Origin of the sequence: Variovorax dokdonensis, assembly GCF_030316895.1 — a bacterium.
GTDB lineage: Bacteria > Pseudomonadota > Gammaproteobacteria > Burkholderiales > Burkholderiaceae_C > Variovorax > Variovorax dokdonensis.
The window spans coordinates 151,898-176,245 of the sequence record NZ_JASZYV010000005.1 but is presented as its reverse complement, the minus strand read 5'-3'; the positions used below and the strand labels follow the sequence as shown (position 1 = coordinate 176,245).

General features: G+C 61.8%; 30 protein-coding genes and 1 tRNA gene. 4 read left to right on the top strand and 27 right to left on the bottom strand.

Going from position 1 to position 24,348, the window contains the following annotated elements:
- Positions 1-16: 16 nt before the first annotated feature.
- A complete protein-coding gene (locus QTH91_RS21190; protein WP_286662128.1) occupies positions 17-1,567 on the bottom strand; it encodes an efflux RND transporter periplasmic adaptor subunit in 1,551 nt (516 codons plus the stop codon).
- Positions 1,564-2,877, bottom strand: coding sequence for a TolC family protein (locus tag QTH91_RS21185; RefSeq protein ID WP_286662127.1), 1,314 nt, complete (start codon positions 2,875-2,877; stop codon positions 1,564-1,566). Before QTH91_RS21185 ends, QTH91_RS21190 begins: the two co-directional genes overlap by 4 nt.
- Positions 2,878-3,455: 578 nt before the next feature.
- Between QTH91_RS21185 and QTH91_RS21180 the strand changes: the two genes are divergently transcribed.
- Positions 3,456-3,839 (top strand): DUF4148 domain-containing protein, encoded by a 384-nt coding sequence (locus QTH91_RS21180; protein WP_286662126.1) that lies wholly within the window; start codon positions 3,456-3,458, stop codon positions 3,837-3,839.
- A 126-nt stretch (positions 3,840-3,965) separates the two neighbouring features.
- Here QTH91_RS21180 and QTH91_RS21175 read toward each other — a convergent pair whose 3' ends face one another.
- The 20 genes from QTH91_RS21175 to rplN form a co-directional block, all read right to left on the bottom strand.
- Entirely contained in the window at positions 3,966-5,285 is a 1,320-nt protein-coding gene (locus tag QTH91_RS21175) for a heavy metal sensor histidine kinase (protein WP_286662125.1), read from the bottom strand.
- Positions 5,286-5,287: 2 nt separating this feature from the next.
- A complete protein-coding gene (locus QTH91_RS21170) occupies positions 5,288-5,968 on the bottom strand; it encodes a heavy metal response regulator transcription factor (RefSeq protein WP_286662124.1) in 681 nt (226 codons plus the stop codon).
- Between the two features lie 159 nt (positions 5,969-6,127).
- A tRNA-Met gene (locus tag QTH91_RS21165) sits at positions 6,128-6,204 on the bottom strand.
- A gap of 18 nt (positions 6,205-6,222) precedes the next feature.
- Positions 6,223-6,621, bottom strand: a complete 399-nt coding sequence (gene rplQ, locus QTH91_RS21160; protein WP_286662123.1) for a 50S ribosomal protein L17 — start codon at positions 6,619-6,621, stop codon at positions 6,223-6,225.
- Positions 6,622-6,682: 61 nt separating this feature from the next.
- Positions 6,683-7,672 (bottom strand): DNA-directed RNA polymerase subunit alpha, encoded by a 990-nt coding sequence (locus QTH91_RS21155; protein WP_286662122.1) that lies wholly within the window; start codon positions 7,670-7,672, stop codon positions 6,683-6,685.
- Positions 7,673-7,803: 131 nt separating this feature from the next.
- Positions 7,804-8,427: a 30S ribosomal protein S4 gene (gene rpsD, locus QTH91_RS21150; protein WP_286662121.1), complete on the bottom strand. Its 624-nt coding sequence runs from the start codon at positions 8,425-8,427 to the stop codon at positions 7,804-7,806.
- A 154-nt stretch (positions 8,428-8,581) separates the two neighbouring features.
- A complete protein-coding gene (gene rpsK / locus QTH91_RS21145) occupies positions 8,582-8,986 on the bottom strand; it encodes a 30S ribosomal protein S11 (protein WP_286662120.1) in 405 nt (134 codons plus the stop codon).
- Between the two features lie 12 nt (positions 8,987-8,998).
- Positions 8,999-9,364 (bottom strand): 30S ribosomal protein S13, encoded by a 366-nt coding sequence (rpsM, locus tag QTH91_RS21140; protein WP_286662119.1) that lies wholly within the window; start codon positions 9,362-9,364, stop codon positions 8,999-9,001.
- Positions 9,365-9,389: 25 nt separating this feature from the next.
- On the bottom strand, positions 9,390-9,503 hold the full coding sequence (rpmJ, locus tag QTH91_RS21135; protein WP_038201958.1) for a 50S ribosomal protein L36: 114 nt from the start codon (positions 9,501-9,503) through the stop codon (positions 9,390-9,392).
- A gap of 39 nt (positions 9,504-9,542) precedes the next feature.
- Positions 9,543-10,856, bottom strand: coding sequence for a preprotein translocase subunit SecY (secY, locus tag QTH91_RS21130; RefSeq protein WP_286662118.1), 1,314 nt, complete (start codon positions 10,854-10,856; stop codon positions 9,543-9,545).
- A gap of 20 nt (positions 10,857-10,876) precedes the next feature.
- Positions 10,877-11,308 carry a 50S ribosomal protein L15 gene (gene rplO / locus QTH91_RS21125; protein ID WP_286662117.1) on the bottom strand — a complete coding sequence of 144 codons (432 nt, stop codon included), beginning with the start codon at positions 11,306-11,308 and terminating at the stop codon, positions 10,877-10,879.
- A gap of 23 nt (positions 11,309-11,331) precedes the next feature.
- Positions 11,332-11,514, bottom strand: a complete 183-nt coding sequence (gene rpmD / locus QTH91_RS21120) for a 50S ribosomal protein L30 (RefSeq protein WP_286662116.1) — start codon at positions 11,512-11,514, stop codon at positions 11,332-11,334.
- A 13-nt stretch (positions 11,515-11,527) separates the two neighbouring features.
- The gene (rpsE, locus tag QTH91_RS21115) at positions 11,528-12,049 is read right to left on the bottom strand and encodes a 30S ribosomal protein S5 (RefSeq protein ID WP_286662115.1); all 522 of its coding nucleotides are present in this window, start codon (positions 12,047-12,049) and stop codon (positions 11,528-11,530) included.
- A gap of 19 nt (positions 12,050-12,068) precedes the next feature.
- Positions 12,069-12,434, bottom strand: a complete 366-nt coding sequence (gene rplR, locus QTH91_RS21110; RefSeq protein WP_286662204.1) for a 50S ribosomal protein L18 — start codon at positions 12,432-12,434, stop codon at positions 12,069-12,071.
- Positions 12,435-12,448: 14 nt separating this feature from the next.
- The gene (rplF, locus tag QTH91_RS21105) at positions 12,449-12,982 is read right to left on the bottom strand and encodes a 50S ribosomal protein L6 (protein WP_286662203.1); all 534 of its coding nucleotides are present in this window, start codon (positions 12,980-12,982) and stop codon (positions 12,449-12,451) included.
- A gap of 16 nt (positions 12,983-12,998) precedes the next feature.
- Positions 12,999-13,394 (bottom strand): 30S ribosomal protein S8, encoded by a 396-nt coding sequence (rpsH, locus tag QTH91_RS21100; RefSeq protein ID WP_286662114.1) that lies wholly within the window; start codon positions 13,392-13,394, stop codon positions 12,999-13,001.
- A gap of 20 nt (positions 13,395-13,414) precedes the next feature.
- Positions 13,415-13,720, bottom strand: coding sequence for a 30S ribosomal protein S14 (rpsN, locus tag QTH91_RS21095; protein WP_286662113.1), 306 nt, complete (start codon positions 13,718-13,720; stop codon positions 13,415-13,417).
- Positions 13,721-13,728: 8 nt separating this feature from the next.
- A complete protein-coding gene (gene rplE, locus QTH91_RS21090; protein ID WP_286662112.1) occupies positions 13,729-14,268 on the bottom strand; it encodes a 50S ribosomal protein L5 in 540 nt (179 codons plus the stop codon).
- 11 nt (positions 14,269-14,279) lie between these two features.
- Complete coding sequence (gene rplX, locus QTH91_RS21085) at positions 14,280-14,597, bottom strand: 50S ribosomal protein L24 (protein ID WP_286662111.1); 318 nt, start codon at positions 14,595-14,597, stop codon at positions 14,280-14,282.
- A gap of 16 nt (positions 14,598-14,613) precedes the next feature.
- Positions 14,614-14,982, bottom strand: coding sequence for a 50S ribosomal protein L14 (rplN, locus tag QTH91_RS21080; RefSeq protein WP_286662110.1), 369 nt, complete (start codon positions 14,980-14,982; stop codon positions 14,614-14,616).
- Positions 14,983-15,222: 240 nt separating this feature from the next.
- Between rplN and proC the strand changes: the two genes are divergently transcribed.
- Positions 15,223-16,068 carry a pyrroline-5-carboxylate reductase gene (proC, locus tag QTH91_RS21075; protein WP_286662109.1) on the top strand — a complete coding sequence of 282 codons (846 nt, stop codon included), beginning with the start codon at positions 15,223-15,225 and terminating at the stop codon, positions 16,066-16,068.
- A 48-nt stretch (positions 16,069-16,116) separates the two neighbouring features.
- Here proC and ubiA read toward each other — a convergent pair whose 3' ends face one another.
- The 4 genes from ubiA to recG form a co-directional block, all read right to left on the bottom strand.
- Positions 16,117-17,031 carry a 4-hydroxybenzoate octaprenyltransferase gene (gene ubiA, locus QTH91_RS21070; RefSeq protein WP_286662108.1) on the bottom strand — a complete coding sequence of 305 codons (915 nt, stop codon included), beginning with the start codon at positions 17,029-17,031 and terminating at the stop codon, positions 16,117-16,119.
- 1 nt (position 17,032) lies between these two features.
- Positions 17,033-17,626: a Dps family protein gene (locus QTH91_RS21065; RefSeq protein ID WP_286662107.1), complete on the bottom strand. Its 594-nt coding sequence runs from the start codon at positions 17,624-17,626 to the stop codon at positions 17,033-17,035.
- A 113-nt stretch (positions 17,627-17,739) separates the two neighbouring features.
- The gene (locus QTH91_RS21060; RefSeq protein WP_286662106.1) at positions 17,740-18,705 is read right to left on the bottom strand and encodes a LysR substrate-binding domain-containing protein; all 966 of its coding nucleotides are present in this window, start codon (positions 18,703-18,705) and stop codon (positions 17,740-17,742) included.
- 72 nt (positions 18,706-18,777) lie between these two features.
- A complete protein-coding gene (gene recG, locus QTH91_RS21055) occupies positions 18,778-20,913 on the bottom strand; it encodes an ATP-dependent DNA helicase RecG (protein WP_286662105.1) in 2,136 nt (711 codons plus the stop codon).
- A gap of 112 nt (positions 20,914-21,025) precedes the next feature.
- Here recG and queA point away from each other — a divergent pair, with 112 nt between their 5' ends.
- Positions 21,026-22,075, top strand: coding sequence for a tRNA preQ1(34) S-adenosylmethionine ribosyltransferase-isomerase QueA (gene queA, locus QTH91_RS21050; protein WP_286662104.1), 1,050 nt, complete (start codon positions 21,026-21,028; stop codon positions 22,073-22,075).
- On the top strand, positions 22,069-23,241 hold the full coding sequence (gene tgt, locus QTH91_RS21045) for a tRNA guanosine(34) transglycosylase Tgt (protein WP_286662103.1): 1,173 nt from the start codon (positions 22,069-22,071) through the stop codon (positions 23,239-23,241). The genes queA and tgt overlap by 7 nt, the downstream gene beginning before the upstream one ends.
- A gap of 6 nt (positions 23,242-23,247) precedes the next feature.
- Here the strand turns inward: tgt and QTH91_RS21040 are convergent, their stop codons facing one another.
- Positions 23,248-24,339, bottom strand: a complete 1,092-nt coding sequence (locus tag QTH91_RS21040) for a zinc ribbon domain-containing protein (protein WP_286662102.1) — start codon at positions 24,337-24,339, stop codon at positions 23,248-23,250.
- Positions 24,340-24,348: the final 9 nt, after the last annotated feature.

Genomic DNA, 24,348 nt, shown 5'->3' with positions numbered 1-24,348 from the left:
GTTGGAGCAGTCCGTGTCAGTGGGTGTGAGTTGCGGTGCCCTTGCCCTGCTCGGACTTGACGACGAAGCTGCCATCCGCTGCATATGAAGTGCCCGCCTTCATGCCTCCGACGATCTCGACACGCTGCCCATCCGAGCGCCCCACCCGCACGGGCTGCGGCAGGAACCCTCCCGGGATCTTGATGAACACGACGGACTTTCCCTCGATCGTCTGAATGGCTGACGAAGCCACCGTGACGGGCGCTGGCGCCTGCGCGGCCATCACCTCCACGTTGACGAACAAGCCCGGCCGCCAGGCCCCTTGGGGGTTGGGCAGCACCACGCGAGCCAGTGCCGTGCGGGTCTGCTCTCCGATGAGGGCGCCGACGTAGGCCACGGTCCCAGTCGCCTTGGCATCGAACGCACCGGACTTGATGGTGACCTTCTCGCCCACGCGCACGCGAGGGAGCTCGCGGGCAGGAACGCTCATTTCCGCCCACACCTCTGAGAGATCGGAAATGATGAAAGTCTGGGTGGATTCAGTCACGGCTTCGCCAAGGGCTGCGTGCTTTTCCACCACCACCCCATCGAAGGGTGCGCGCAGCTCGAATCGGCCCAATGCACGGCTGTTGGGGGTCGCGCCCATGGCCAGCAGCTTCTGGTTGGCATTGGCAACGGCGATCTCGACCTCGCGCAGGGTCTGGCGGGCTACGAGGACATCCTGTTCTGGAGAGATCCTTTCTTCGAAAAGGCGCTTCTCGCGCTCGTAGGTGGACTGGGCCAGACTGCGCCGCTGTGAAGCCGATTGGAGCTCGGCACGCGCATCTGAGACTGCAGTGCTCGAGATCACCGCCAGAACCTGCCCCTTCTTGACCTGCTGGCCAAGGTTGGCACTGACACTTTCCACAACGCCCGGGACACGGGCCACGACGTGCGCCGTCCGGTCCTCGTTGAAACGGATCTCACCCGGAAACTGCAATCCGCTTTCAATGGTGGCCGGCAAGGCTTCTTCCAGCGTGATGCCCGCCGCTTCGACCTGGGCGTCGCTCATGGACACCTTGCCTTCGTCCTTGCCGAAATTGAAGGAGTGCGCTTTCTGCGGGCCCTTCAATTCGATCGTCGCATCGAAGGCATGCGGCTCGGCCACGGTCTGCGTGCTGATGAGCGCACCGTCGGCACGCTTGAAGCGAATGACCTCTTCCTCGCCATTGGGGCGCACCAACTTCACAGCCAGCGACTCATCTGAGACGTTGAGTGGAACACTCTTGTCGAAGGCCCAAGCCTTCATGCGCAGTGCCCCGCTTTCCTCCGAGAAGAGGAGCTCGAGTGAGACGTCCCCATCGACGAACAGTGAACCGCCATTGGGGCCCTTTGCGGCCGGCACGTCACCGTGCGAAGCATCGCCGCCCTCGGGATGCCCATGGCCGTCGTCGCTCGCGGACGAGCGTTCCGGCTCCGAGCCATTGGCTGCAGGTGCCTTGGTATTGCCATTGAGGATCAGCACGCCAGCCAGGAGCCCGGCGACGAGGATTGCTGCGATCGCGACTGCGTGGCGACGACGTGGTGAATTCGATGGGTTGTTGCTCATTGAAGACTCTGCGAGGCGGGAATTGACTGGGCGGCACTGAGGCCGACGGGGCCCAGCAGGCGCTGGAGGTCGGCGGAAGATTTGTGGGCTTCGGCCAAGGCGTTGAGGTATTGGGATCGCGCTTCCAGCAGGGTTCGCTGCGCATCCAGTGCGTCGAGGTAGTTGAACTTGCCCAACTCGAAGCCCTTGGTGGCTGCGTCCAGCGCGAGCTGAGCGCCGGGGAGGATCTCGTCTTGAAGCGTGCCCACCAGCGACAGCGCAGTCTCCATGCGCTGCAGCGCCACAGACGCCTCTGTACGAACGCGCAGCTCCGTGGCCTTGGCCAGGTCCTCGGCCTTGTCCTGGCGACGCATGGCCTCTTGGATATTCCCGCGGTTGGTGTCGAAGATTGGCAACGGGATCGAGACACCCAGCACGGCTTGATTGCGGGCGATTTCGTTTGGCCGGGTGGCGCCGACCGTCACGGTCAGATCCGGAATCCTCTTAGCGCGCTCGAGGTCGGACAGGGCCTCGAGGCGTCGAACCTCAAGTCGCGCTTCGCGCACCGCCGGCGCGTCGTCGAGTCGGGCGGCCACCTCTGCCGGCGAAGGAAGGCGGGGGGTTTGCACGGCATTGCCGTCCACGCGCTCAATCGCCGGGCCAGAGCCAATTGCGGCGCGCAGTTGCGCCAGGCTGGTGCGCAAGTCTCCCTGCGCCTGAGCCAGCTCCAGACCAGCGCTGGACTGCGCCACCTTGGCCTTGGTCTCTTCGACTGGCGAAACCTTTCCCGCAGCCACTCGCTTGCCAGCGACTTCGGCACCTCGCCGGGCGATGTCCAGCGAGGCCTTCGCGAGGCTCACACGCTCCTGTGCAACGAGCGCGGCAAAGAAGGCCGCGGTCACATTGGCTTGGATGTCCAGGCGCTTGGCGTCGAGTTGAGTGCGGGCCACATCGATACCGCGTTCTGCCGACTCGATGCGGGCGGCTCTTTTCCCCCCAAGTTCGATGGGCTGGCTCAGTAGGACAGTGGTGGTGCGCGTTTTGGTGCGCTGATCCTCGAGCCCCACATCCAACGTCGGATTGGGAAAGGCGCCAGCCTGGATCCTCGCGCCTTCGGATGCAGCAATCTCGCTCCGTGCGGCAGCCAAGTCAGGGTTTCCATTCAAGGCCTGCTGCCAGGCCGACGCCAACGTCAAGGCAGTGGGCGCTTCTGCGAGGGGCAATGGCGATTCACCGAAGGTCGGCAGTCGCGCCGCGATCGGCTCAGCCCGAGCGCTGACAAAGGCAAGTGCCAGCATCGCAATCACGACGGGCACGACAGGTCTACGCATGGATGGGTCTCCGGAATATTGAGGTGATGTCGATCGGCAGGCGCCTGCTCCGCCCCGCAGGCTTACGCGGCGCGGGCACTGGCGGTCGCTGGTTCGTCGGCAATCTCAGAGACCACGTAAGTCGCGGTTAGCGCGAGCGCCATTTGCCAGGGGCTTCTGCCGCTGTTTGGGAAATGATTTGCAGACATCAGGTCAGGATTGAGCGCGTCAATCCAGACGACGCGGGGACTTGAATTGCCGCGATCACCCGAAAATCGACGCGCGTAATAGGTCGATCGGGCTGATGATATTTAGCCCGTGCGCGTACGATCTGACAGCCTCATTACATCGCTGCAATGTGCAAGATCCGGGACTTTTCCCATGGCCGATTTGGAATTGGAAATTTGCATTGTCGGCCATTGATGGCCTAACAATTTACATTGCATCTGGCCGCCAAGCTGCAGTTTCACAGGCATCAATGTGGCAACAATTAGCGAACATTTTTGTAATTTTGGCGTTCGAAAAGTGAGATTTGTGCTTCCTACACTTGCACATCGGCCTATCAAAAGTGAACAGGCCTTTTATTGGAGGATGCTCAAATGACCATTTCTATTCGCCACGTATTCGCTGCCACTGCCAGCGTCGCTGCACTCCTGATCGCACCCGCCGCTTTCGCAGCGGGCGCCTATCACCCCGAGCCCACTGAGGCTGGTGCATCGTTCAACCCAGATCACGTCGGCCAGAAGTCGCGCGACCAAGTCCGGGCAGAGCTCGCCGAAGCGAGCAAGCAGCCCGGCTGGGACCGAATCAGCCGCACCGGTGCTCCCTGGCCTGCCGGCAAGAATGGCAACGGCTTCACCCGAGGCGAGGTGAACGCAGATCTTCAAGCCGCGATGGCGAGCCCGTCGTGGGATCGCGTCAGCCGCATTGGGGCAGCATGGCCATCCGCTCGGGCAGCGGGCGCACAAGCCGCGGCCAAGTAAGCGGACTCGAGTCCATCGGCGCAGGCGAAAGCCTGCGTCTCCGGCGAATCACGCTGCAGACGCTACGCTCTCGTAAAGCGGCGCCCCCGCCTGCAGCGGTGCCAATGTGAATCGGCAGCGCCGACGTCAGGCGTCGGTAGGGGCCTCATAGGCCAGCGTCAGCCCGATGGTTGTCAACCCATGCTCGCATTCGGCAAAGGTCGTCCCGCCATGCATGCGGGCGATGGCCGCCACGATGGCGAGGCCAAGCCCATGATGAGTGGCAGATTCAGCTCGTGAGGCGTCCGCGCGGTAGAACCGTTCGAATAGTCTGGGCAAGGCCTCAGGCTGAATAGCCGTTCCGTGATTTTGAACGGCCAGGCGGATGGCGTCTCCTTGCCTTTCGATGATCACCTTGATGACACTGCCGCGCTCTGCATAGCGCTGTGCGTTGCTGATCAGATTGGAGACCGCTCGTCGCACCAGGCCGACGTCCATCGGAACACGCGCCTCGCCTTCGACGACAAGTGATATTCCCGCATCCTCGAGAACAGCTTCCTGAAACTCCGCTACTGCCAGCACCTGGTCCGCCAGACTTCTAGGGGCTGTCCTTCTCGCTTTCGCACCGCGGTCTGCCTGCGACATAAACAGCATATCGGTCACGATTCCCGTCAAACGACGCGCCTCCTCCAACTGCGACTCCAGGACCTCCTTCAGCTCGCTGCGATTTCGGTCGCGTCCCAGTTCAATTTCCGCTTGAGCGATCATGTTGGCCAGCGGTGTACGCAGTTCGTGCGCAACATCTGCATTGAAGGCCTCCAGTTGGGCGTAGGCCGCCTCAACGCGGCCGAGAAGGCCGTTGAACTGAACGATCCACGGTCGCAACTCCTTGGCATAGTGCAGGGCGTTGATCTGGAGACCAGGACGGTCGGGCCCCGCGGCACCCGTCTCCTCAGCCAAACGCTTCAACGGGCGCAGGCCCCTCTGAACGAGCAGCGCCCCCGTCAGTGACACGATGAATGATCCAAGCACGGCGGCGGCGGCCAGCGTCCATTTGAGTCGGCGCAGGATGGTCGTATCGCCCTCGACATCGAGCCACATCGTGAGTTGGATGGGCCGCCCATTCACTGCCGCACCAGCGATACTCGACGTTCTCTCTCGCCAGTTTGTTCGCTTGCTGCTGGCTTCCGATTCGTAGAGCAGTTGGTCATCGGCCTCCAAGGCAACTGCAACATTCGAATGCGACACGAAGTACTCAGCCAGCTTGTGCCTCAGCGCATCGATGTCCATCGGGTACGCGGTTTCGAGTGCCGCACGTTCAACGACAGCTTGGTGCCTGCCGAATTCTTGCTCCTGCTTGTGCTCAAAACTCCACTGAGTCGTCACATAGACGCCGGAACAGACCACGCTAAGTTGGACGAAGGCATGAAACGCAAACCAGCGTGAAAGTGTTGCCTGCAGGGACATAGTCAGCGCTCATCGACCCGCAGTTCCATGACATACCCCATGCCTCGAACTGTGTGGAGCAACTTCACATCGAACGGATCGTCGATCTTGCTGCGCAAGCGGCGCACTGCGACATCCACCACATTCGTTTCGCTGTCGAAGTTCATGCCCCAAACCTGATCGGCAAGCACGGCCCTCGAAAGGACTTGCCCCTGTCTTCTGAGCAGTAACGAGAGCAAGGCGAATTCTTTCGCGGTCAGATCCAAGCGCTTGCCGCCACGCGTCGTACGCCGTGTCGTGGTGTCCAGTTGCAAGTCACCGATCGTGAAACGGGTTGCCTCGTGCATGGGGCCGCGCCGCAGGAGCGCCCGGACGCGCGCGAGCAGTTCCATGAAGGCAAATGGCTTCGCCAGATAGTCATCTGCGCCAAGTTCAAGGCCGCGAACACGGTCCTCGACGTCGTCGCGGGCCGTGAGCACCAAGATCGGCATCTTGCTGGACCTGCGCACTTCCTGCAAAACCTCAAACCCGTTCAGCCCTGGAAGCATGACGTCCAGAATTAGGGCGTCGTAGTTGCCAGTCTGAGCAAATGCCAGCCCGGATTGCCCATCTCTGGCGACATCAACGCTGAAGCCGCTCTCCACCAAGCCTTTACGAAGGTAGTTGCCGAGCTTTTCTTCGTCTTCAACGATTAGAAGATGCATGCGCTTAACTGTACGCGCCCCCCAAGGGCAATGTGAATGAACATTGAGTTCAGATTGCGCTCACGGTCGTCTTCATGTCTCGCGACAATGGACACAACCACAGGGAGCGCGTGCAGGCGAAAAAAAACCGCCTTACTTTCGCAAGGCGGTTTTCTTGATTGGTTGCGCGAGCAAGATTTGAACTTGCGACCTTTGGGTTATGAGCCCAACGAGCTACCAGGCTGCTCCATCGCGCGGCAGATTTAAATTATAGCTTATTCTTCAGCCGCTTGCTCGTCAGCAGCTTCAGAAATTTCAGGGCGATCCACCAGTTCAACCAATGCCATAGGGGCGTTGTCGCCAACACGGAAGCCCATCTTCAAGATGCGGGTGTAGCCGCCCGGACGGGTCTGGTAGCGCGGACCGAGTTCATTGAACAGCTTGACGACGCTGTCGCGGTCGCGCAGTCGGTCGAAAGCCAGGCGCTTGTTGGCGACCGTGGGCTTCTTGGCCAACGTGATCATCGGTTCGACGACGCGGCGCAGTTCCTTGGCCTTGGGCACCGTGGTCTTGATCGCCTCATGAGCGATCAACGAGTTCATCATGTTGCGCAGCATCGCGAGGCGGTGCGAGCTGGTGCGATTGAGTTTGCGAAGGCCGTGACCGTGACGCATGATTTTTCCTTTCGAGGTTTTCTAATAAAGGCAGCCGTATCAGGTACTGCCCTTTGCGCTATCAGCGCTTGTCGAGGCCGGCCGGGGGCCAGCTTTCAAGCTTCATTCCAAGTGTGAGGCCGCGCGAAGCCAGCACTTCCTTGATTTCGTTGAGCGACTTGCGACCCAGATTCGGGGTCTTGAGCAACTCGTTTTCAGTGCGCTGGATCAGGTCACCGATGTAGTAGATGTTCTCAGCCTTGAGGCAGTTGGCAGAGCGGACCGTCAGTTCGAGTTCATCGACTGGACGCAGCAGGATCGGGTCGAACTGTTGAGCACTACGCGGCGCGGGGGCATCGAACGCAGCCAGTTCGCCGCCCTCGAGCTGCGCGAACACAGCGAGTTGCTCCACCAGGATCTTGGCGGAAGCGCGAACAGCATCTTCGGCGGTGATAGCACCATTCGTTTCAATCTCGACCAGCAGCTTGTCCAGATCGGTGCGCTGTTCGACTCGGGCGCTTTCAACCGTGTAGCTGACACGCTTTACCGGCGAAAACGATGCGTCCAGAACAATGCGGCCGATCGACTTGGTGGCCTCGTCGCCATAGCGGCGCATCGTACCGGGCACGTAGCCGCGGCCCTTCTCGACCTTGATCTGCATGTCGAGCTTGCCGCCTTGCGACAGGTGGGCGATCACGTGATCCGGATTGATGATCTCGACGTCATGCGGCGTCTGGATGTCAGAAGCTGTTACCGGGCCTTCGCCGTCCTTGCGCAGGCTAAGCGTGACCTCGTCACGGTTGTGCAGCTTGAACACCACGCCCTTCAGGTTGAGCAGGATGTTGACCACATCTTCCTGGACGCCATCGATCGAGGAGTACTCGTGGAGAACTCCAGCAATGGTGACTTCAGTCGCCGAATAACCGACCATCGAGGAGAGCAGCACGCGACGAAGCGCGTTGCCCAGAGTGTGGCCGTAGCCGCGCTCAAACGGTTCGAGCGTGACCTTGGCCTTGTTTGGCCCGAGTTGCTCAACTTGGATGGTCTTGGGTTTCAGCAGGGTTGTTTGCATTCAGACTTCCTCTCAATACCCCCGGCTCGTTACACCGGTAAGGCTGGTGAAGCGCCCGACAAGGATGCCTCCCCATCGGGTACCGAAACAAGACGAAGGAAGAGGCTGCAACGCAGCCTCGGTTCCTTGAATTAACGCGAGTAGAGTTCGACGATCAGCGATTCATTGATGTCGGCACCGAATTCATCACGATCGGGGGCCTTCTTGAAGACGCCTTCTGCCTTGTCAACGTTGACTTCGACCCAAGCCGGCATGCCAACCTGGGTAGCCAACTGAAGGGCTTCAACGACACGGTTTTGCTTCTTGGACTTTTCGCGCACGGCCACGACATCGCCCGCCTTGACCAGGTACGAAGGGATGTTCACCGATTGGCCATTGACAGTGATGGCCTTGTGCGAAACCAGCTGGCGCGCCTCGGCACGGGTCGAACCGAAGCCCATCCGGTACACGACGTTGTCCAGGCGGCACTCGAGCAGCGACAGCAGGTTCGCGCCCGTGTTGCCGCGGCGACGGTCAGCCTCAGCAAAATAGCGGCGGAATTGCTTCTCAAGAACGCCGTACATGCGCTTGACCTTCTGCTTCTCGCGCAGCTGCAAGCCGAAGTCAGAGGTGCGCTGGCCCGAGGTACGGCCATGCTGACCGGGCTTCGAATCAAACTTGGCCTTGTCCTGGATGGAGCGTCGGGCGCTCTTCAGAAAAAGGTCGGTGCCTTCACGGCGGGAGAGTTTGGCCTTGGGGCCCAGATAACGTGCCACGTGATCTTCCTTTGATGTCAACTAGCGCAAGGCGTCTCGCCTTGCGTGAGCCGTGCGGCACTTGACCGACGGCGGTGGGCTTCGATTGACTGAACAACCTAAAAACAAAACGGCGCAAGCTTGCCAAAGGCAGGCTGCGCCCAGCGTCGATCGCTTAGATGCGACGGCGCTTCTGCGGACGGCAGCCGTTGTGCGGCACCGGCGTTACGTCGGAAATCGAGTTGATGCGAATGCCCAGCGCGGCCAGAGCACGCACAGACGATTCGCGACCCGGGCCAGGACCCTTGATCTCAACGTCCAGATTCTTAATACCTTGTTCGACCGCGGCGCGGCCGGCGACTTCGGATGCGACCTGAGCAGCGAAAGGCGTCGATTTGCGCGAGCCCTTGAAGCCTTGGCCACCCGACGACGCCCACGACAGAGCGTTGCCCTGGCGGTCGGTGATCGTGATGATGGTGTTGTTGAACGAAGCGTGTACGTGCGCGATGCCGTCCGCAATGTTCTTGCGAACCTTCTTGCGCACGCGCTGTGCCGCGTTATTGGCAGGAGACTTAGCCATGCTGTTGGATCCTTACTTCTTCAGGGACTGCGCGGCCTTGCGCGGACCCTTGCGGGTGCGAGCATTGGTGCGCGTGCGCTGACCACGCATCGGCAGGCCACGGCGATGGCGGAAGCCACGGTAGCAGCCGATGTCCATCAAGCGCTTGATGTTCATCGTGGTTTCGCGGCGCAGGTCACCTTCGATGGTGAATGCGGCGATCTGGTCGCGGATCTTCTCGAGATCGCCGTCCGTCAGGTCTTTGATCTTCTTGGAGTACTCAATACCGCAGGCTTCGCAAATCTTGCGAGCCCGTGTACGACCGATGCCAAAGATGGCCGTCAGACCGATCTCAGCGTGCTTGTGCGGCGGAATGTTGATGCCAGCGATACGTGCCATGTGCGTCCTCTAACTGTCTAGCTGATCAACCCTGGCGCTGCTTGTGGCGCGGGTCGGTACAGATCACACGCACCACACCTTTGCGGCGGATGATCTTGCAATTGCGGCAGATGGTCTTGACCGAAGCCGAAACTCTCATGTTGTTACTCCTAAATCTCTTTAACGGGCTCGCGCTGGCTCAAGACGTCTTGAAATTGGCTTTCTTGAGCAGCGATTCATACTGCTGGGACATCATGTAGTTCTGCACCTGTGCCATGAAGTCCATGGTGACGACCACGATGATCAACAACGACGTCCCGCCGAAATAGAACGGCACGTTGTATTTCAGGATCAGGAACTCCGGCAGCAGGCAGACGAAGGTGATGTACACCGCGCCCGCCAGCGTGAGGCGAACCAAGATCTTGTCGATGTAGCGGGCGGTCTGATCACCGGGACGAATACCGGGGATGAACGCACCACTCTTCTTCAGGTTGTCTGCGGTCTCACGGCTGTTGAACACCAAGGCCGTGTAGAAGAAGCAGAAGAATACGATCGCCGCAGCATAGAGCAGTACGTAAATCGGCTCGCCAGGACGCAGCGCGCCCGCGATGTCCTTGACCCACGACCAACCGGTGTCGCCCGCGCCAAACCAACCCACCACCGTCGCAGGCAGCAAGATGATCGAAGAAGCGAAGATAGGTGGGATCACGCCGGCCATGTTCAGCTTCAATGGCAAGTGCGACGATTGACCGCCGTACACCTTGTTGCCAACCTGGCGCCGTGCGTAATTGACCAGAATCTTCCGCTGTCCGCGTTCAACGAACACCACGAAGTAGGTAACCAACACCACCACCGCGACGATGAACAATGCAATCAGCACATTCATTGACCCAGTGCGAACCAACTCCAGCAACCCGCCGACGGCATTAGGCAACCCAGCCGCGATACCGGCGAAGATCAGAATCGAGATGCCATTTCCCAAACCGCGCTCGGTGATTTGCTCACCCAACCACATCAGGAACATGGACCCAGCCGTCAGGCTGACCATGGCAGTGATGCGGAAACCGAATCCGGGAGAGATCACCAAGCCTGCGGACGACTCCAGTGCCACTGCAATGCTGAAGGACTGAAACAAGGCAAGCCCCAGCGCGCCGTAGCGCGTGTACTGGGTAATCTTGCGGCGTCCGCCTTCGCCCTCTTTCTTGAGCTGCTCGAACGTAGGCACGACGTAAGTCATCAACTGCATGATGATCGACGCCGAGATGTACGGCATGATGCCCAACGCGAACACAGTGAAGCGCGACAGCGCGCCCCCCGAGAACATGTTGAACAGGCTCAGAATGCCACCTTGCTGGCCCTGGAACAGCTGCGCCAACTGATCCGGATTGATCCCCGGAACAGGGATGTGCGCGCCGATGCGGTAGACCACCAGGGCGAGCAGCAGGAAGATCAAACGGCGACGCAGATCGCCGTACTTACCCGTTTTCGCCAGCGTAGCCGCGTTGGTTGCCACAAACGTCCTTTGTGCGTTCTTTATGCGACGCTGCCGCCAGCCGCTTCGATCGCGGCCTTGGCACCGGCAGTTGCTCCGACGCCCGTCAGCTTGACGGCGCGCGTCAGTTCGCCCGACTTCACAACCTTGACCACTTTAGCCAATTGGCCAACGAGACCAGCTTGCTTCAAGGCCAGTACATCGACTTCGCCGAGACCGAGCTTGTCCAGCGCGGCCAGGGTGACTTCGGCGTTGAACTTAAGCGACTGCGACTTGAAGCCACGCTTGGGCAAGCGGCGCTGCAAAGGCATTTGACCGCCTTCGAAGCCCACCTTGTGGAAGCCACCAGCGCGCGACTTCTGTCCCTTGTGACCGCGACCAGCCGTCTTGCCCAGGCCGGAGCCGATGCCACGGCCGACACGACGCTTCGCGTGCTTGGCGCCAGCGGCCGGCTTGATGCCATTGAGTTCCATATCGTCTCTCTCAGCAGCTCTGTTTAGAGCACTTTGACCAGGTAACTGATCTTGTTGATCATGCCGCGCACCGCGGGGGTGTCCTGCAACTCCGAAACGGAGTTGAGCTTGCGCAGGCCCAGGCCGCGAACGGTGTCGCGATGCGATTGCTTGGTGCCGATCGGGCTGCGAACCAGTTGCACCTTGATGGATTGTTGCGTCGTCATGTATCTACTCCGCTCACGCCGTGAACAACTGCTCAACGGTCAAGCCACGCTTGGCGGCAACTTGCGAAGCCGTCGTTGCGTTGCGCAGGCCATTCAGCGTTGCACGAACCATGTTGTAGGGGTTCGACGAGCCATGGCTCTTGGCCACGACGTCGGTGATGCCCATCACTTCGAAGACGGCACGCATCGGGCCGCCAGCGATGATGCCGGTACCCTTGGGGGCCGGGTACATCACAACGGACGAGGCGCCATGGTGACCCGTCACCTGGTGGTGCAGCGTACCGCTCTTGATCGATACCTTGAAGAGGTTGCGACGAGCTTCTTCCATTGCCTTCTGCACGGCGGCGGGCACTTCCTTGGACTTGCCCTTACCCATGCCAACGCGACCATCGCCATCACCGACCACGGTCAGCGCTGCGAAGCCCAGAATACGACCACCCTTGACCACCTTGGTCACGCGGTTGATCGAGATCATCTTCTCGCGCAGGCCGTCCTCGGGACCGTCGTTCTGCGCTCTTGCCTGAATCTTTGCCATTCTTGAATCTCGTGTTCGGTTAGAACTGCAGGCCAGCTTCGCGGGCCGCGTCAGCCAAGGCCTTCACGCGACCGTGGTAGGCAAAACCTGCACGATCGAATGCAACCTTCTCGACACCGGCAGCCTTGGCCTTTTCGGCGATGCGCTTGCCGATGATCGCGGCGGCGGCAACGTTGCCACCCTTGCCAGCAGCGCCGAGCGACGAACGCACTTCGGCTTCGGCGGTAGACGCGGTGGCCAACACACGGGCGCCGTCGTCGGAAATGACGCTGGCATAGATGTGCAGGTTCGTGCGATTTACAGTGAGACGGGCAACACCCTGGGTGGCGATGCGAATGCGGGTCTGACGCGCGCGGCGCAGACGCTGTTCCTTCTTGGTCAACATCATTTTGCTGCCCCTTACTTCTTCTTGGTCTCTTTGATCACGATCTTCTCGTCCGCATAGCGGATTCCCTTGCCCTTGTAAGGCTCGGGCGGACGAACAGCTCGGATCTCAGCGGCGATCTGACCGACGCGTTGACGATCAGCACCCTTCACCACGATCTCGGTCGGGGTCGGGGTGGCGACGGTGATGCCTTCCGGCATGACGATGTCAACAGGATGCGAGAAACCGATGGCCAGGTTGAGCTTGGCGCCTTGCGCGGCAGCCTTGAAGCCCACGCCAACCAGGTTCAGCTTCTTCTCGAAGCCCTTCGACACGCCGACAACCATGTTGTTGACGAGCTGGCGCATGGTGCCGCTCATCGCATTGGCTTCGCGCGAATCGTTGGCAGGGGCAAAGCTGAGCTTGCCGTCGCCATTGCTGACGGTGACCAGGGGATTCACTGCAAGCGACAGAGTACCGCCCGCACCTTTGACGCTGACTTGGTCTGCCTTGATCGATACATCCACGCCTTGCGGGATGGTGACTGGTGCTTTTCCTACTCGGGACATATTCCTTGCTCCTCGATCAAGCGACGTAGCAAAGGACTTCGCCGCCAACGCCGTCGGCGCGCGCCTTGCGATCCGTCATCACGCCCTTGGGCGTGGTCACGATGGCAACACCGAGTCCGTTCTGAACCTGCGGAATCGCCGCGCTACCGCGGTACACGCGCAAGCCAGGGCGGCTCACACGCTCGATGCGCTCGATCACGGGGCGACCAGCGTAGTACTTCAAGGCGATTTCAAGCTCGCTCTTGCCGGCTTCGGTCTTGACCTGGAAGCCGTCGATATAGCCCTCATCCTTCAGGACCTGGGCGATCGCGACCTTCACTTTGGAGGCCGGGACCGACACCGTGGGCTTGGCGACCATCTGCGCGTTGCGAATACGCGTCAGCAGGTCGGCAATGGGATCACTCATGCTCATGTTTCTTGCTCCTGCCTGGATTACCAGCTGGCCTTGGTGACACCGGGGATGTCGCCATTGAAAGCCAGCTCGCGGATCTTGGCGCGGCCCAGGCCAAATTGGCGGAACGTGCCACGCGGGCGGCCGGTGATCTCGCAGCGGTTGCGCTGGCGAGTCGGGTTGGCATTGCGCGGAAGCTTCTGCAGGCCCAGGCGGGCGACAGCTCGCTCCTCGTCGCTCTTCTTCGCGTCATTGGCGACAGCCTTCAGTTCAGCGTACTTGGCGGCGTACTTGGCGGCCAACTTGTCGCGCTTGAGTTCGCGCTGGATCAAAGCTACTTTAGCCACGGTTCACCTCAGTTCTTGAACGGGAAACGGAAGCCGGTCAGCAGTGCCTTGGCTTCTTCGTCGGTCTTGGCCGTCGTGGTGATGCTGATGTTCAAGCCACGCAGTGCATCCACCTTGTCGTATTCGATTTCAGGGAAGATGATCTGCTCTTTGACGCCGATGTTGTAGTTACCACGACCATCGAACGCGCGAGCCGAAATGCCCCGGAAGTCGCGAACGCGCGGCAGAGCCACGGTCACGAATCGATCAAGGAATTCATACATCTGGACGCCGCGCAGAGTGACCATGCACCCGATCGCTTGTCCTTCGCGGATCTTGAAGCCAGCAATGGCCTTGCGGGCCTTGGTGACAACGGGCTTTTGACCAGCGATCTTGGTGAGATCCGCCACAGCGTTCTCAAGCACCTTCTTGTCGGCCACAGCCTCACCCACGCCCATGTTGAGCGTGATCTTGGTCAGGCGAGGGACTTCCATCGTCGAGGTGTAGCCGAACTTGTCGGTCAATTCCTTGACGACCTTTTCGCGGTAGTGTTGTTGCAGTCGTGCCATCTCGGTACCCCTTACGCGGCCTTGATCTGTTCGCCGCTGGACTTGAAGACCCGCACGCGCTTGCCATCGACCACCTTCACACCCACGCGATCAGCCTTGCCGGTCGCGGCGTTGAAGATCGCCACATTGGATTGGTGAATCGGCATGGCCTTTTCAACGATGCCGCCCGTCGTACCCTTCATTGGGTTCGGCTTGGCGTGCTTCTTGACCATGTTGACGCCCTCGATGAGGAGGTGCGAATCGTCGGAGCGCAGCGTCACCGTGCCACGCTTGCCCTTGTCGCGACCGGCCAACACGATGACCTGGTCGCCCTTGCGAATCTTGTTCATGACTGTGTCGTCCTAATCAGAGAACTTCGGGAGCCAGCGACACGATCTTCATGAACTTCTCGGTGCGCAGTTCGCGCGTGACCGGTCCGAAGATGCGGGTGCCGATGGGCTCATGCTTGGCATTCAGAAGCACGGCGGCGTTGCCGTCGAACTTCACGAGCGACCCGTCCGTGCGGCGGATGCCCTTCGCAGTGCGCACGACGACGGCGTTGTAGATTTCGCCCTTCTTGACGCGCCCGCGCGGAGCAGCTTCCTTGACACTCACCTTGATGATGTCGCCCACGCTGGCGTAGCGACGCTTGGAGCCACCAAGAACCTTGATACACAGGACGGATTTCGCGCCCGTGTTGTCGGCCACTTCGAGCCTGGATTCAGTCTGGATCATTGTTCGTAGTTCCCAACTTGTACCGATTTGCCCAGCGCCGCGATTTGTGCACCACGGCAAACGGAAAATCAGTCAGTCTTGGGCCCGTCGATAACACCCCGAACCACTCGGGACGCCACCTTTGGGCAGATAGTCTTCGCGCAAAATCGCCTAGCGTCTTCATGGCGCACCCGAAAAGCGCGGCTTTTTTCTAGCGAAGCCGTATATTCTCGCACGTTCAATTGTTCGCGTCAACACCCCATGACCAAGCCATCAACTACCTTGACTCCCCCACTGCCGCCCATTGGCTTTGTCGGAGGGGGAAACATGGCCAGTGCGATTCTTGGAGGGCTGATCCGGCGCGGCCTGCCGGCCGAGGGGTTCGTGGTGGTCGAGCCATTCGAATCTACCCGGTCTAAATTGCTGAACGACTTGGGGGTTCAAGCCATCGCGGCAGCCACCGACGATTTGGCACGCTGCGCCGTCGTGGTCTGGGCAGTCAAGCCCCAGACTTTCGCCGAAGCGGCCGCTCCTGTGCGCGCCTTCGCAACCCACGCCCTGCACCTCAGCGTGGCGGCTGGGATCCCTTCAGACAGCATTGCCCACTGGACGGGGACGGGCCGGGTGGTCCGCGCCATGCCCAACACACCTGCCCTCGTCGGCCAGGGGATGACCGGACTATTCGCGCGGAAAGAGGTCAGTGACGCCGACCGGGCATTGATCGAGCAGATCCTGAATCCGACCGGGCAGCTGCTCTGGCTGGACGCTGAAGAGAAGCTGGACGCGGTCACGGCCGTCTCGGGGTCAGGGCCCGCATACATTTTCTACTTCATCGAAGCAATGACAGAGGCCGGCATGGAAATGGGCTTGAGCGAGGAGCAGGCGCATCGCTTGGCAGTCGGCACATTCACGGGCGCTTCCGCCCTGGCTGCCGGCTCCGATGAAAAGCCATTAGTGCTGCGAGAGCGTGTGACCTCCAAGGGCGGGACCACGCACGCGGCCATCACATCCATGGAATCGGCAGGCATGAAGGCCAGCTTCAAGGCCGCCATCCGCGCTGCGCAAGTGCGAGCCAAGGAACTGGCAGACGAATTCGCGCGCCGCTGAGAGAACGGCAGCCAGCAACAATGCCGGCACGCCGATGCTAGCGGGAGCTCAGCGCCAGGCGAACCCGGCCACAACGCCGGCGAAAACCGCGAAGCCCACCCAATGATTGAGGCGGAAGGCCCGGAAACAGCCCTCGCGGGTTCGCCCCCGGATAAGCCGCCAGTGCCAGATGGCCTGGGCCAGTGCGGCCGAGATCCCCAGATAGAACCATATGCCCAGCGAATGCTTGGCGCCAATGCTTATCCAAACGCCCAAATAGATGGCGTAGCTGAGCATCACCGCGACGACGTCGAACCTGCCAAAGGTGATGGCCGACGTCTTCATGCCAATCTTCAGGTCGTCGTCTCGATCGACCATCGCGTATTCCGTGTCGTAGGCCAGCACCCAGAACAGGTTGCCAACAAGCAGCAGCCAGGCTTGTGCCGGCACCTCACCCTGAACCGCTGCAAACGCCATCGGGATGCCGAAGCTGAAGGCCACACCAAGGACAGCTTGCGGCACGGAAACAAAGCGCTTGGCGTACGGGTAGATCAGTGTCACCGCCAAGGCCGCAAAGGACCAGAGGATCGTGGCCAAGTTCGTCGTCAGCACGAGGCCGAACGCGGCCAGCGTCAGCACTGCGCCGACGGCCAGCGCCTCGCGCACCGACACCTCTCCGCTTGTCACCGGTCGCTGGGCGGTCCGCTTGACGTGTCGGTCGAAATCGCGGTCGGCCACGTCGTTGACACAGCAACCGGCGCTGCGCATGAGGATGGTGCCCAGCACAAAGACGGCCAGCAGGTGCCAACCCGGCCAGCCATTGGATGCGAACCAAAGCGCCGAAAGCGAAGGCCACAGCAGCAACAACCAACCCGCTGGCCGGTTCCAGCGGATCAGATCCAGATAGGCGGCAAGGCGGCTGCGCGCCGGCGGCTGCGGCGCGGGAGAAGTCGATGCCCGCAGCGCAGGCGCCACCTCACTCATCTCACTCTTCCAGCAGCGAGCGCAGCATCCAAGCGGTCTGGTCGTGCACGGTGCAGCGCGCCGTCAACATGTCTGCGGTCGGATCGTCGCCGGCTTGCTCGGCCACTGGAATGAACTCGCGCGAGATCCGCGAAACAGTCTCGTGACCCTTGACCAGGATGCGCACCATCTCCATCGCCTTCGGGGGGTTCTGCGGCACGTCGGGAACGGTGGCGATCTTGCTGAATTCGGCATAGGAACCCGGCGCATAGTGGCCCAGCGCCCGGATGCGCTCAGCGATGATGTCCGTCGCGCCCCACAGCTCGGTGTACTGCTGCATGAACATGGCGTGCAGCGAATTGAAGTGAGGGCCCGTCACGTTCCAATGGAAGTTGTGGGTGGTCAGATACAAGGTGTAGGTATCGGCCAAGACCCGGCTCAGGCCCTCGGCGATGGCGGCGCGGTCGGCGCGATCGATCCCGATATTGATGCCGGGTGCGCCACTGCTGCCGGATTCACCCGCGACACGTGTTCCTCCCTTGACCGGGACTTTGCCAGCCGAGGCTGCCGGCGATGCGGCGATGGAGGACTTGGACTTCTTTGCGGCTTTGGCCATGGAGACGCTTTCCTTTTCAAGTTCAATGGAGTGACAGGCGACTTTAGGAGGCGGCGGTGTCTGCCGCAACAGTTTCAGACTATGGCATTCATTCGCCACCGGACAACGGCCTCTCAGGAAAGGCGCTTGACTCCCTGCAGCTCACACGCATAGATCGCATTTCGCAAGGCCGCGATGGCTTCGTAGCGCGTGAAGCTACGCCGCCAGGCCAGAACCACGCGCCGCGTGGGCGGCTCGCGCCCCTCGGTGTCGCGCACAGGCAGGTATCGCACCATGGGCTCGAGCTCTCGACGGGAACGCCCCTTGGGCTTGAGCGCATCCTGCGGCACGGACAGTCGAGGCACCAGCGTCACGCCCATACCAGATGCAACCATGTGTTTGATGGTCTCCAGAGAGGAGCCCTCGAAGCTCTTGCGGATGCCCTCGGCGCTGCTGGAAAAGCGCGCGAACTCCGGACACACCTCCAGCACGTGATCCCGAAAGCAATGCCCCGTGCCAAGCAGGAGCATGGTCTCGTTCTTCAACTCGTCCGACGTGACCGAGTCTCGCTGTGCCAATGCGTGACCAGCGGGAACAGCCGCAAGGAAAGGCTCGTCATAAAGCGGCGCAATGGCCAAGCCGGTATCCGGGAACGGCTCAGCCATGATGGCGCAATCGATCTCTCCGGCACGCAACATGTCCAGCAGTTTGACGGTGAAGTTTTCCTGCAGCATCAAGGGCATCTGCGGCGTGCGCGCGATGTTCTGGCGTACGAGATCGGGCAGTAGATAGGGCCCGATGGTGTAGATCACGCCAAGCCGCAACGGACCGGCCAGCGGATCCTTGCCACGCTTGGCAATCTCCTTGATGCTGGCCGCCTGGTCGAGCACGCTTTGCGCCTGCTGCACGATCTGCTCGCCCAGCGGCGTCACCGTCACCTCACCGGCACTGCGCTCGAAGAGTTTGACTTCCAGCTCATCTTCGAGCTTCTTGATCGCCACCGACAGGGTGGGCTGAGAAACGAAGCAAGCCTCGGCGGCTTTGCCAAAGTGCCGCTCCCTGGCGACCGCAACGATGTATTTCAGTTCGGTGAGAGTCATAGCCTGCGTCAATTATGCGCACGGAATCGCAACCCCAGCCATCGGCCGAGTCCGACCGCCCGATGAGGGCGCTCAGGCCCGCAAGTATTCCGAGCGTGTTCCGAGCCAGCGGTCGATGTGGCGTTGCGCCAATTCCGGATGCGCCTGCAGCATCCGCGGCGCCAGTTCCCGGGCCCAGTCGAGCAGGCGCGTGTCGGTCGCAAGATCGGCAAAGCGAAGCAACGGCGCACCGGACTGCCGCGCGCCCAGGAATTCGCCGGGACCGCGAATCTCGAGATCCCGTCGGGCGATCTCGAAACCGTCAGCGGTCTCAGCCATGGCACGCAGCCGCGCACGCGCCGCCTCGCCCACGCGACCGCTTTCGCCGGGCGCATAGAGCAGCACGCACGCGGATGCCGCCGCGCCACGACCGACGCGCCCACGCAGTTGGTGAAGCTGAGACAGGCCGAAGCGTTCGGCATGCTCGATCACCATCAACGAGGCATTGGGCACGTCCACACCCACCTCGATCACGGTGGTACTGACCAGCACATCCAGCCGGCCAGCACTGAATTGCGCCATCACGTCCTGCTTTTCCGCGGTGGGCATTCGCGAATGCAGCAGCCCCACTCCGACAGCGTCGCCCAGCGCGTCAGCCAGCTCGTCGCGCGTGGCTGTTGCGTTGCGAAGGTCGACGGCTTCGCTCTCCTCGATCAGGGGACAGACCCAGTACACCTGCCGCCCCTGGGACAACTGCGCCTGTATGCGATCGATGACCTCGTCGCGCCGGTGATCCGCCACCAGTTTCGTGACCACCGGTGTTCGCCCCGGCGGCAGTTCGTCCAGCGTGGAAACGTCCAGGTCGGCGTAGTAGCTCATCGCCAGCGTACGAGGAATCGGCGTGGCGCTCATCATCAGAAGATGCGGTTCCAGCGCGCCTTTCCCTTCCGGGTTCAGGCCACCTGCCTTGCCGCGCAATGCAAGACGCTGAGCCACGCCGAAGCGGTGCTGCTCATCGATGATGGCCAACGCCAACCGCGCGAAACGAACCTTCTCGGAGATGACGGCGTGGGTGCCGATGACGAGTGCCGCTTCGCCGCTTTCCACGGCGGCCGTCATCACCTCGCGCTCGCTCTTTTTCTGGCTGCCCGTCAGCCAGGCCACGCGCAATCCGCGCTCGGCGAGCAAGGGATCCAGCCACTGCACGAGCTTGCCGAAATGCTGAGCTGCGAGGATTTCGGTCGGCGCCATCAGCGCACACTGATGGCCTGCATCGATGGTCAGCGCCGCGGCCAGCGCAGCCACCACGGTCTTGCCGGATCCCACATCGCCCTGCAGCAGCCGGTGCATCGGCAACTCGCGGCCAAGGTCACGACCGATCTCTTCCACGGCCCGGCGCTGCGCCCCGGTCAGCGCGAACGGAAGGACCGCCAGCAACTGCTCCGAAAGCGACCCTGGCGACACATTCGGTCGCAGGGCAGGCGCGCGCTGCGAGGCACGCTCGTGGCGCGCCTGCTGCTGGGACAGCTGCTGCGCCAGAAGCTCTTCGGCCTTGACCCGCTGCCAAGCCGGATGGCTTCGATCTTCCAGCGTCGCCATCGCAACATCCGGCGTCGGATAGTGGAGGAAGTGCAGCGATTGCCGCAGGCTCCACTGCGGCTGCCAAGCGTCCAGCGGGATCGTCTCGTCCAATATCGACCGCGCCAGTCCGGCGCGCACCTCGCGCCGCAATGCCGGCTGCGCGAGGCCGGAGATGGTGGAATAGACCGGCGTCAGCGCTTCCGGCAGATCGGTGCCGGCCGCCTTGATGGTCGGATGCAGCATCTGCCGCCCAAGAAATCCACCCTTCAACTCTCCGCGGATTCGAACGCGTGAACCGGGTGCCAACTGCTTGTGCAGCGAGGGATAGAAATTGAAGAAGCGCAGCTGACAGGTGTCGCTCCCGTCATCCACGGTGGCGATGAGCTGGCGCCGTGGGCGGTAGACCACTTCGCAAGAACGCACCACCGCCTCGATCTGAGCCACGTCGCCATCATGCGCGTCAGCGAGCTTGACGATCTGGGTCTCATCTTCATAGCGCATCGGCAGATACAGCGCGAAATCGATGTCGCGCACCAGCCCCAACTTGCGCAAGGCCCGCTGCGTCGCACTCAAGCCAGAACCAGGCGCAGCCGGCGGACTGGCGCTGGAGGACTTTTGCTGGGGCGACGGCGAAGCGGCTGCGGGCATGGGACAATTCTGCCTCCCCCGCCGCTGCCACCGATGCGCGCGTCCAATGCGCGATTGCACCGGGTAGCGGCCTCCTCCCCCTTGGCATGGGTCCGTCCGGCCCTCAAGCGCGATGCAAACGTTCAGTCTTTCCGATTTCGATTTCGACCTGCCACCCGATCTGGTGGCTCAGCATCCCGCCAGCGAGCGCAGCAGCTCGCGCCTTCTCGACGGCACCGGCGCCTCGCCTGTAGACCGAATCTTTCGCGATCTGCCGAACTTGCTGCGGGCCGGGGACCTTCTTGTCTTCAACGATACGCAGGTCGTGAAGGCGCGCCTTTTCGGCAAGAAGCCGACTGGCGGCCGGCTCGAACTGCTGATCGAGCGCGTCCTTCAAGGTCAGGACGTCGTGGCTCACATGAAGGTCAGCAAGAAGCCCCCCATCGGCATGGCGCTCGAGATGGACGGCGGATTCACCGCCACCCTCCTCGGTCGCTGGCCCGATGCGCAAGGAGCGCTATTCCACCTGCGATTCGACAGTCCCGCTGGCGAAGATCCGTACGCGCTGATGGCGCGCTGTGGCCATGTGCCGCTGCCGCCCTACATCACGCATGCCGATTCCGCCGACGACGAGCGGCGCTACCAGACCGTCTTCGCTCGGGTTCCCGGCGCCGTTGCCGCGCCGACGGCGGCACTTCACTTCGACGAATCGGTCCTGGCGCAACTCGATGCCCGAGGCATCGAGCGTGCCAACGTCACCCTTCACGTGGGCGCGGGCACTTTCCAGCCGGTCAAGACCGAAAACATTGCCGAGCACACCATGCATGCCGAGCGCTATCAGGTGCCACTGACCACCCAGCAGGCCATCGCCGCCTGCAAGGCCCGCGGCGGGCGTGTGGTGGCGGTGGGAACGACCACAGTCCGCACCCTCGAATCCTGGGGGCAGACAGGCGAGGCAACGGGCGACACGAGCATCTTCATCACCCCCGGCTTCGACTTCCGCTACGTCGACCTGCTGATCACCAACTTTCACCTGCCCAAGAGCACGCTCATGATGCTGGTCAGCGCCCTGGCGGGCTATGAACGCGTCATGGCGCTGTACGCCCACGCCATCCGAGAGCGCTATCGCTTCTTCAGCTATGGCGACGCCATGCTGCTGGCCCGAGAGACATCCACATGCTGAACTTCGAACTTCTTGCCACGGATCCAGACAGCCACGCCCGGCGCGGCACCCTCACGCTCAATCATGGCGTGGTCCAGACTCCGATCTTCATGCCTGTCGGCACCTATGGCACCGTCAAGGGCGTGATGCCGCGTAGCCTGGAAGAAATGGGCGCGCAGATCATCCTGGGCAACACCTTCCACCTCTGGATGCGTCCGGGACTGGATGTGATGAGCGCATTCGGCGGCCTGCATGCATTCGAGAAGTGGGATCGTCCCATCCTGACCGACTCAGGCGGATTCCAGGTCTGGAGCCTGGGCGCGATGCGCAAGATCACGGAAGAAGGCGTCAAGTTCGCGTCGCCCGTCAACGGGGACAAGCTGTTCCTGACGCCCGAGGTGTCGATGCAGATCCAGACCATTCTCAACAGCGACATCGTCATGCAGTTCGACGAGTGCACGCCCTACGACACGGACGGGAAGATCACCTCCGAAGCGCAAGCGCGCAGTTCGATGGAACTCAGCCTACGCTGGGCGAAGCGCTGCAGGGCCGAGTTCGAGCGACTTGGCAACCCCAATGCGCTCTTCGGCATCGTCCAGGGCGGCATGTTCGAGAACCTGCGCGAAGAATCACTGTCGCAATTGGTCGACATGGACTTCCCGGGGTATGCGATCGGCGGCGTCAGCGTTGGCGAACCGAAGGAAGAGATGCTGCGAGTGATGGCCCACACGCCGCACCGCCTTCCCGCACACAAGCCGCGCTACCTGATGGGTGTGGGCACGCCCGAAGACCTGGTGCAAGGCGTCGCCGACGGGGTAGACATGTTCGACTGCGTCATGCCGACGCGCAACGCACGCAATGGCACGCTGTTCAGCCGCTACGGCGACCTGAAGATCCGCAATGCTCGCCACAAGTCGGACCCACAACCAATCGACACCAGTTGCACTTGCCACGCCTGCGCGGGCGCTTCGGGCGTGTCGTGGGAAAAGGGCGGGCGCGACGGCTTCTCGCGTGCCTACTTGCACCACCTCGAGCGTTGCGGCGAGATGCTGGCGCCCATGCTGACGACGGTGCACAACCTGCACTACTACCTGAACCTCATGCGCGAAATTCGCGAAGCGCTCGAGGGCGGGACTTTCAGTGCGTTCCGCGCATCGTTCAAGACCGATCGGGCACGCGGCGTATAGACGGCGCTAGGCCGCAGGAAAGGCACCGGCCGCGTCGGTTGCGAAGCTTGTTGCGCCGTCGCTCACCTTCCGGCCGGGCGTTCCGCACGCGTGGCAATACTTCGAGAACGCACTCTTGCGTGTCTGGCAGTGCCCGCAATGGTCGTGCAGGCCGATGCCGCAGTGCGGGCAGAAGTCAAGCGCGGTGCTTTTCAGATCCACCGGCCGCTCACAGCCTGGACAGGCCCCCTTGGCCAAGCGCGCCAGCGCGACGTCGTAGTCCAGCTCTTCGCGCCGAGCGCGTTCCGGCTGTGCTTCAGCCAACTTCTGCCGCTCCAGGTACCGGTTCAGTCCCACGATCGCGTATCGCCCAACCAACACCGTCACGATGACGCCGACCACATAGCGCACATAGCCGCCGTAGCTGGGCAGGTAGGGCACCAGCTCGAAGAAGAAGGCGAAGAGCGCAAAGAAGATGAAGCCCCAGACAAAAGGCCACCAGGTGCTTTTGCGCTTCTTGGCGAACAGCCACCCGGCCACCACGAGCAGCGGCAACGTCAGCGCCAACCGGTACCCGAAGACGCGCAGCTCCTGGCTGCGGGCCGCGACCTCCCACTTCTGCCGCGCCTCGTCGCCAAGTGCGTCGAGTTGGCGCTTGGCCGAAGCCTGGGCCTGCTGGGCATCGAGCGCAGTCTGCCGCGCCGCCTGCACCTTCTTCTGCGCGTCGTCCTCGGCGGCCTTCAGGCCGTCGAGTTGCCTCGTGCGAGCCACAAGCTCTGCATCCTGATCGGGCAGCTGGGTGGCTTGGCGCGTTGCCAGCCAGTTGGAAAAGCGTTCACGGGCATTGCGATTGGCCTGGCGGGCTGCCTCGAGTTTCAGCTGTGCTTGTTCAAGTTCGCCGCGCGCTTGTGTCTGCTGCTCTTCGTGCCGTTGCATGGCCTCGCGAAGGCCCGGCGCGGTGGGCCCCATGAAATCGTCGACCGACAGCGGCCGCTCGACCCGAGGCAAGTCGCCCACGAGCGTTCCACCCAGGCCGATGAGAAAAGAGGCAAACACCAGCGCCACCAACCACAGGCCGCGCCGATACCATTTTTCGGAAAGTCGCAATGCTTTGCTCATGGGGTCTCC

Excerpts from the sequence above, each read along its gene's own strand:
- QTH91_RS21190 (WP_286662128.1), bottom strand. The coding sequence starts at position 1,567 with ATGAGCAACAACCCATCGAATTCACCACGTCGTCGCCACGCAGTCGCG.
- QTH91_RS21185 (WP_286662127.1), bottom strand. The coding sequence starts at position 2,877 with ATGCGTAGACCTGTCGTGCCCGTCGTGATTGCGATGCTGGCACTTGCC.
- QTH91_RS21180 (WP_286662126.1), top strand. The coding sequence starts at position 3,456 with ATGACCATTTCTATTCGCCACGTATTCGCTGCCACTGCCAGCGTCGCT.
- QTH91_RS21175 (WP_286662125.1), bottom strand. The coding sequence starts at position 5,285 with ATGTCCCTGCAGGCAACACTTTCACGCTGGTTTGCGTTTCATGCCTTC.
- QTH91_RS21170 (WP_286662124.1), bottom strand. The coding sequence starts at position 5,968 with ATGCATCTTCTAATCGTTGAAGACGAAGAAAAGCTCGGCAACTACCTT.
- rplQ (WP_286662123.1), bottom strand. The coding sequence starts at position 6,621 with ATGCGTCACGGTCACGGCCTTCGCAAACTCAATCGCACCAGCTCGCAC.
- QTH91_RS21155 (WP_286662122.1), bottom strand. The coding sequence starts at position 7,672 with ATGCAAACAACCCTGCTGAAACCCAAGACCATCCAAGTTGAGCAACTC.
- rpsK (WP_286662120.1), bottom strand. The coding sequence starts at position 8,986 with ATGGCTAAGTCTCCTGCCAATAACGCGGCACAGCGCGTGCGCAAGAAG.
- rpsM (WP_286662119.1), bottom strand. The coding sequence starts at position 9,364 with ATGGCACGTATCGCTGGCATCAACATTCCGCCGCACAAGCACGCTGAG.
- rpmJ (WP_038201958.1), bottom strand. The coding sequence starts at position 9,503 with ATGAGAGTTTCGGCTTCGGTCAAGACCATCTGCCGCAATTGCAAGATC.
- rplO (WP_286662117.1), bottom strand. The coding sequence starts at position 11,308 with ATGGAACTCAATGGCATCAAGCCGGCCGCTGGCGCCAAGCACGCGAAG.
- rpmD (WP_286662116.1), bottom strand. The coding sequence starts at position 11,514 with ATGACGACGCAACAATCCATCAAGGTGCAACTGGTTCGCAGCCCGATC.
- rpsE (WP_286662115.1), bottom strand. The coding sequence starts at position 12,049 with ATGGCAAAGATTCAGGCAAGAGCGCAGAACGACGGTCCCGAGGACGGC.
- rplR (WP_286662204.1), bottom strand. The coding sequence starts at position 12,434 with ATGTTGACCAAGAAGGAACAGCGTCTGCGCCGCGCGCGTCAGACCCGC.
- rplF (WP_286662203.1), bottom strand. The coding sequence starts at position 12,982 with ATGTCCCGAGTAGGAAAAGCACCAGTCACCATCCCGCAAGGCGTGGAT.
- rpsH (WP_286662114.1), bottom strand. The coding sequence starts at position 13,394 with ATGAGCATGAGTGATCCCATTGCCGACCTGCTGACGCGTATTCGCAAC.
- rplE (WP_286662112.1), bottom strand. The coding sequence starts at position 14,268 with ATGGCACGACTGCAACAACACTACCGCGAAAAGGTCGTCAAGGAATTG.
- rplX (WP_286662111.1), bottom strand. The coding sequence starts at position 14,597 with ATGAACAAGATTCGCAAGGGCGACCAGGTCATCGTGTTGGCCGGTCGC.
- rplN (WP_286662110.1), bottom strand. The coding sequence starts at position 14,982 with ATGATCCAGACTGAATCCAGGCTCGAAGTGGCCGACAACACGGGCGCG.
- proC (WP_286662109.1), top strand. The coding sequence starts at position 15,223 with ATGACCAAGCCATCAACTACCTTGACTCCCCCACTGCCGCCCATTGGC.
- ubiA (WP_286662108.1), bottom strand. The coding sequence starts at position 17,031 with ATGAGTGAGGTGGCGCCTGCGCTGCGGGCATCGACTTCTCCCGCGCCG.
- QTH91_RS21065 (WP_286662107.1), bottom strand. The coding sequence starts at position 17,626 with ATGGCCAAAGCCGCAAAGAAGTCCAAGTCCTCCATCGCCGCATCGCCG.
- QTH91_RS21060 (WP_286662106.1), bottom strand. The coding sequence starts at position 18,705 with ATGACTCTCACCGAACTGAAATACATCGTTGCGGTCGCCAGGGAGCGG.
- recG (WP_286662105.1), bottom strand. The coding sequence starts at position 20,913 with ATGCCCGCAGCCGCTTCGCCGTCGCCCCAGCAAAAGTCCTCCAGCGCC.
- queA (WP_286662104.1), top strand. The coding sequence starts at position 21,026 with ATGCAAACGTTCAGTCTTTCCGATTTCGATTTCGACCTGCCACCCGAT.
- tgt (WP_286662103.1), top strand. The coding sequence starts at position 22,069 with ATGCTGAACTTCGAACTTCTTGCCACGGATCCAGACAGCCACGCCCGG.
- QTH91_RS21040 (WP_286662102.1), bottom strand. The coding sequence starts at position 24,339 with ATGAGCAAAGCATTGCGACTTTCCGAAAAATGGTATCGGCGCGGCCTG.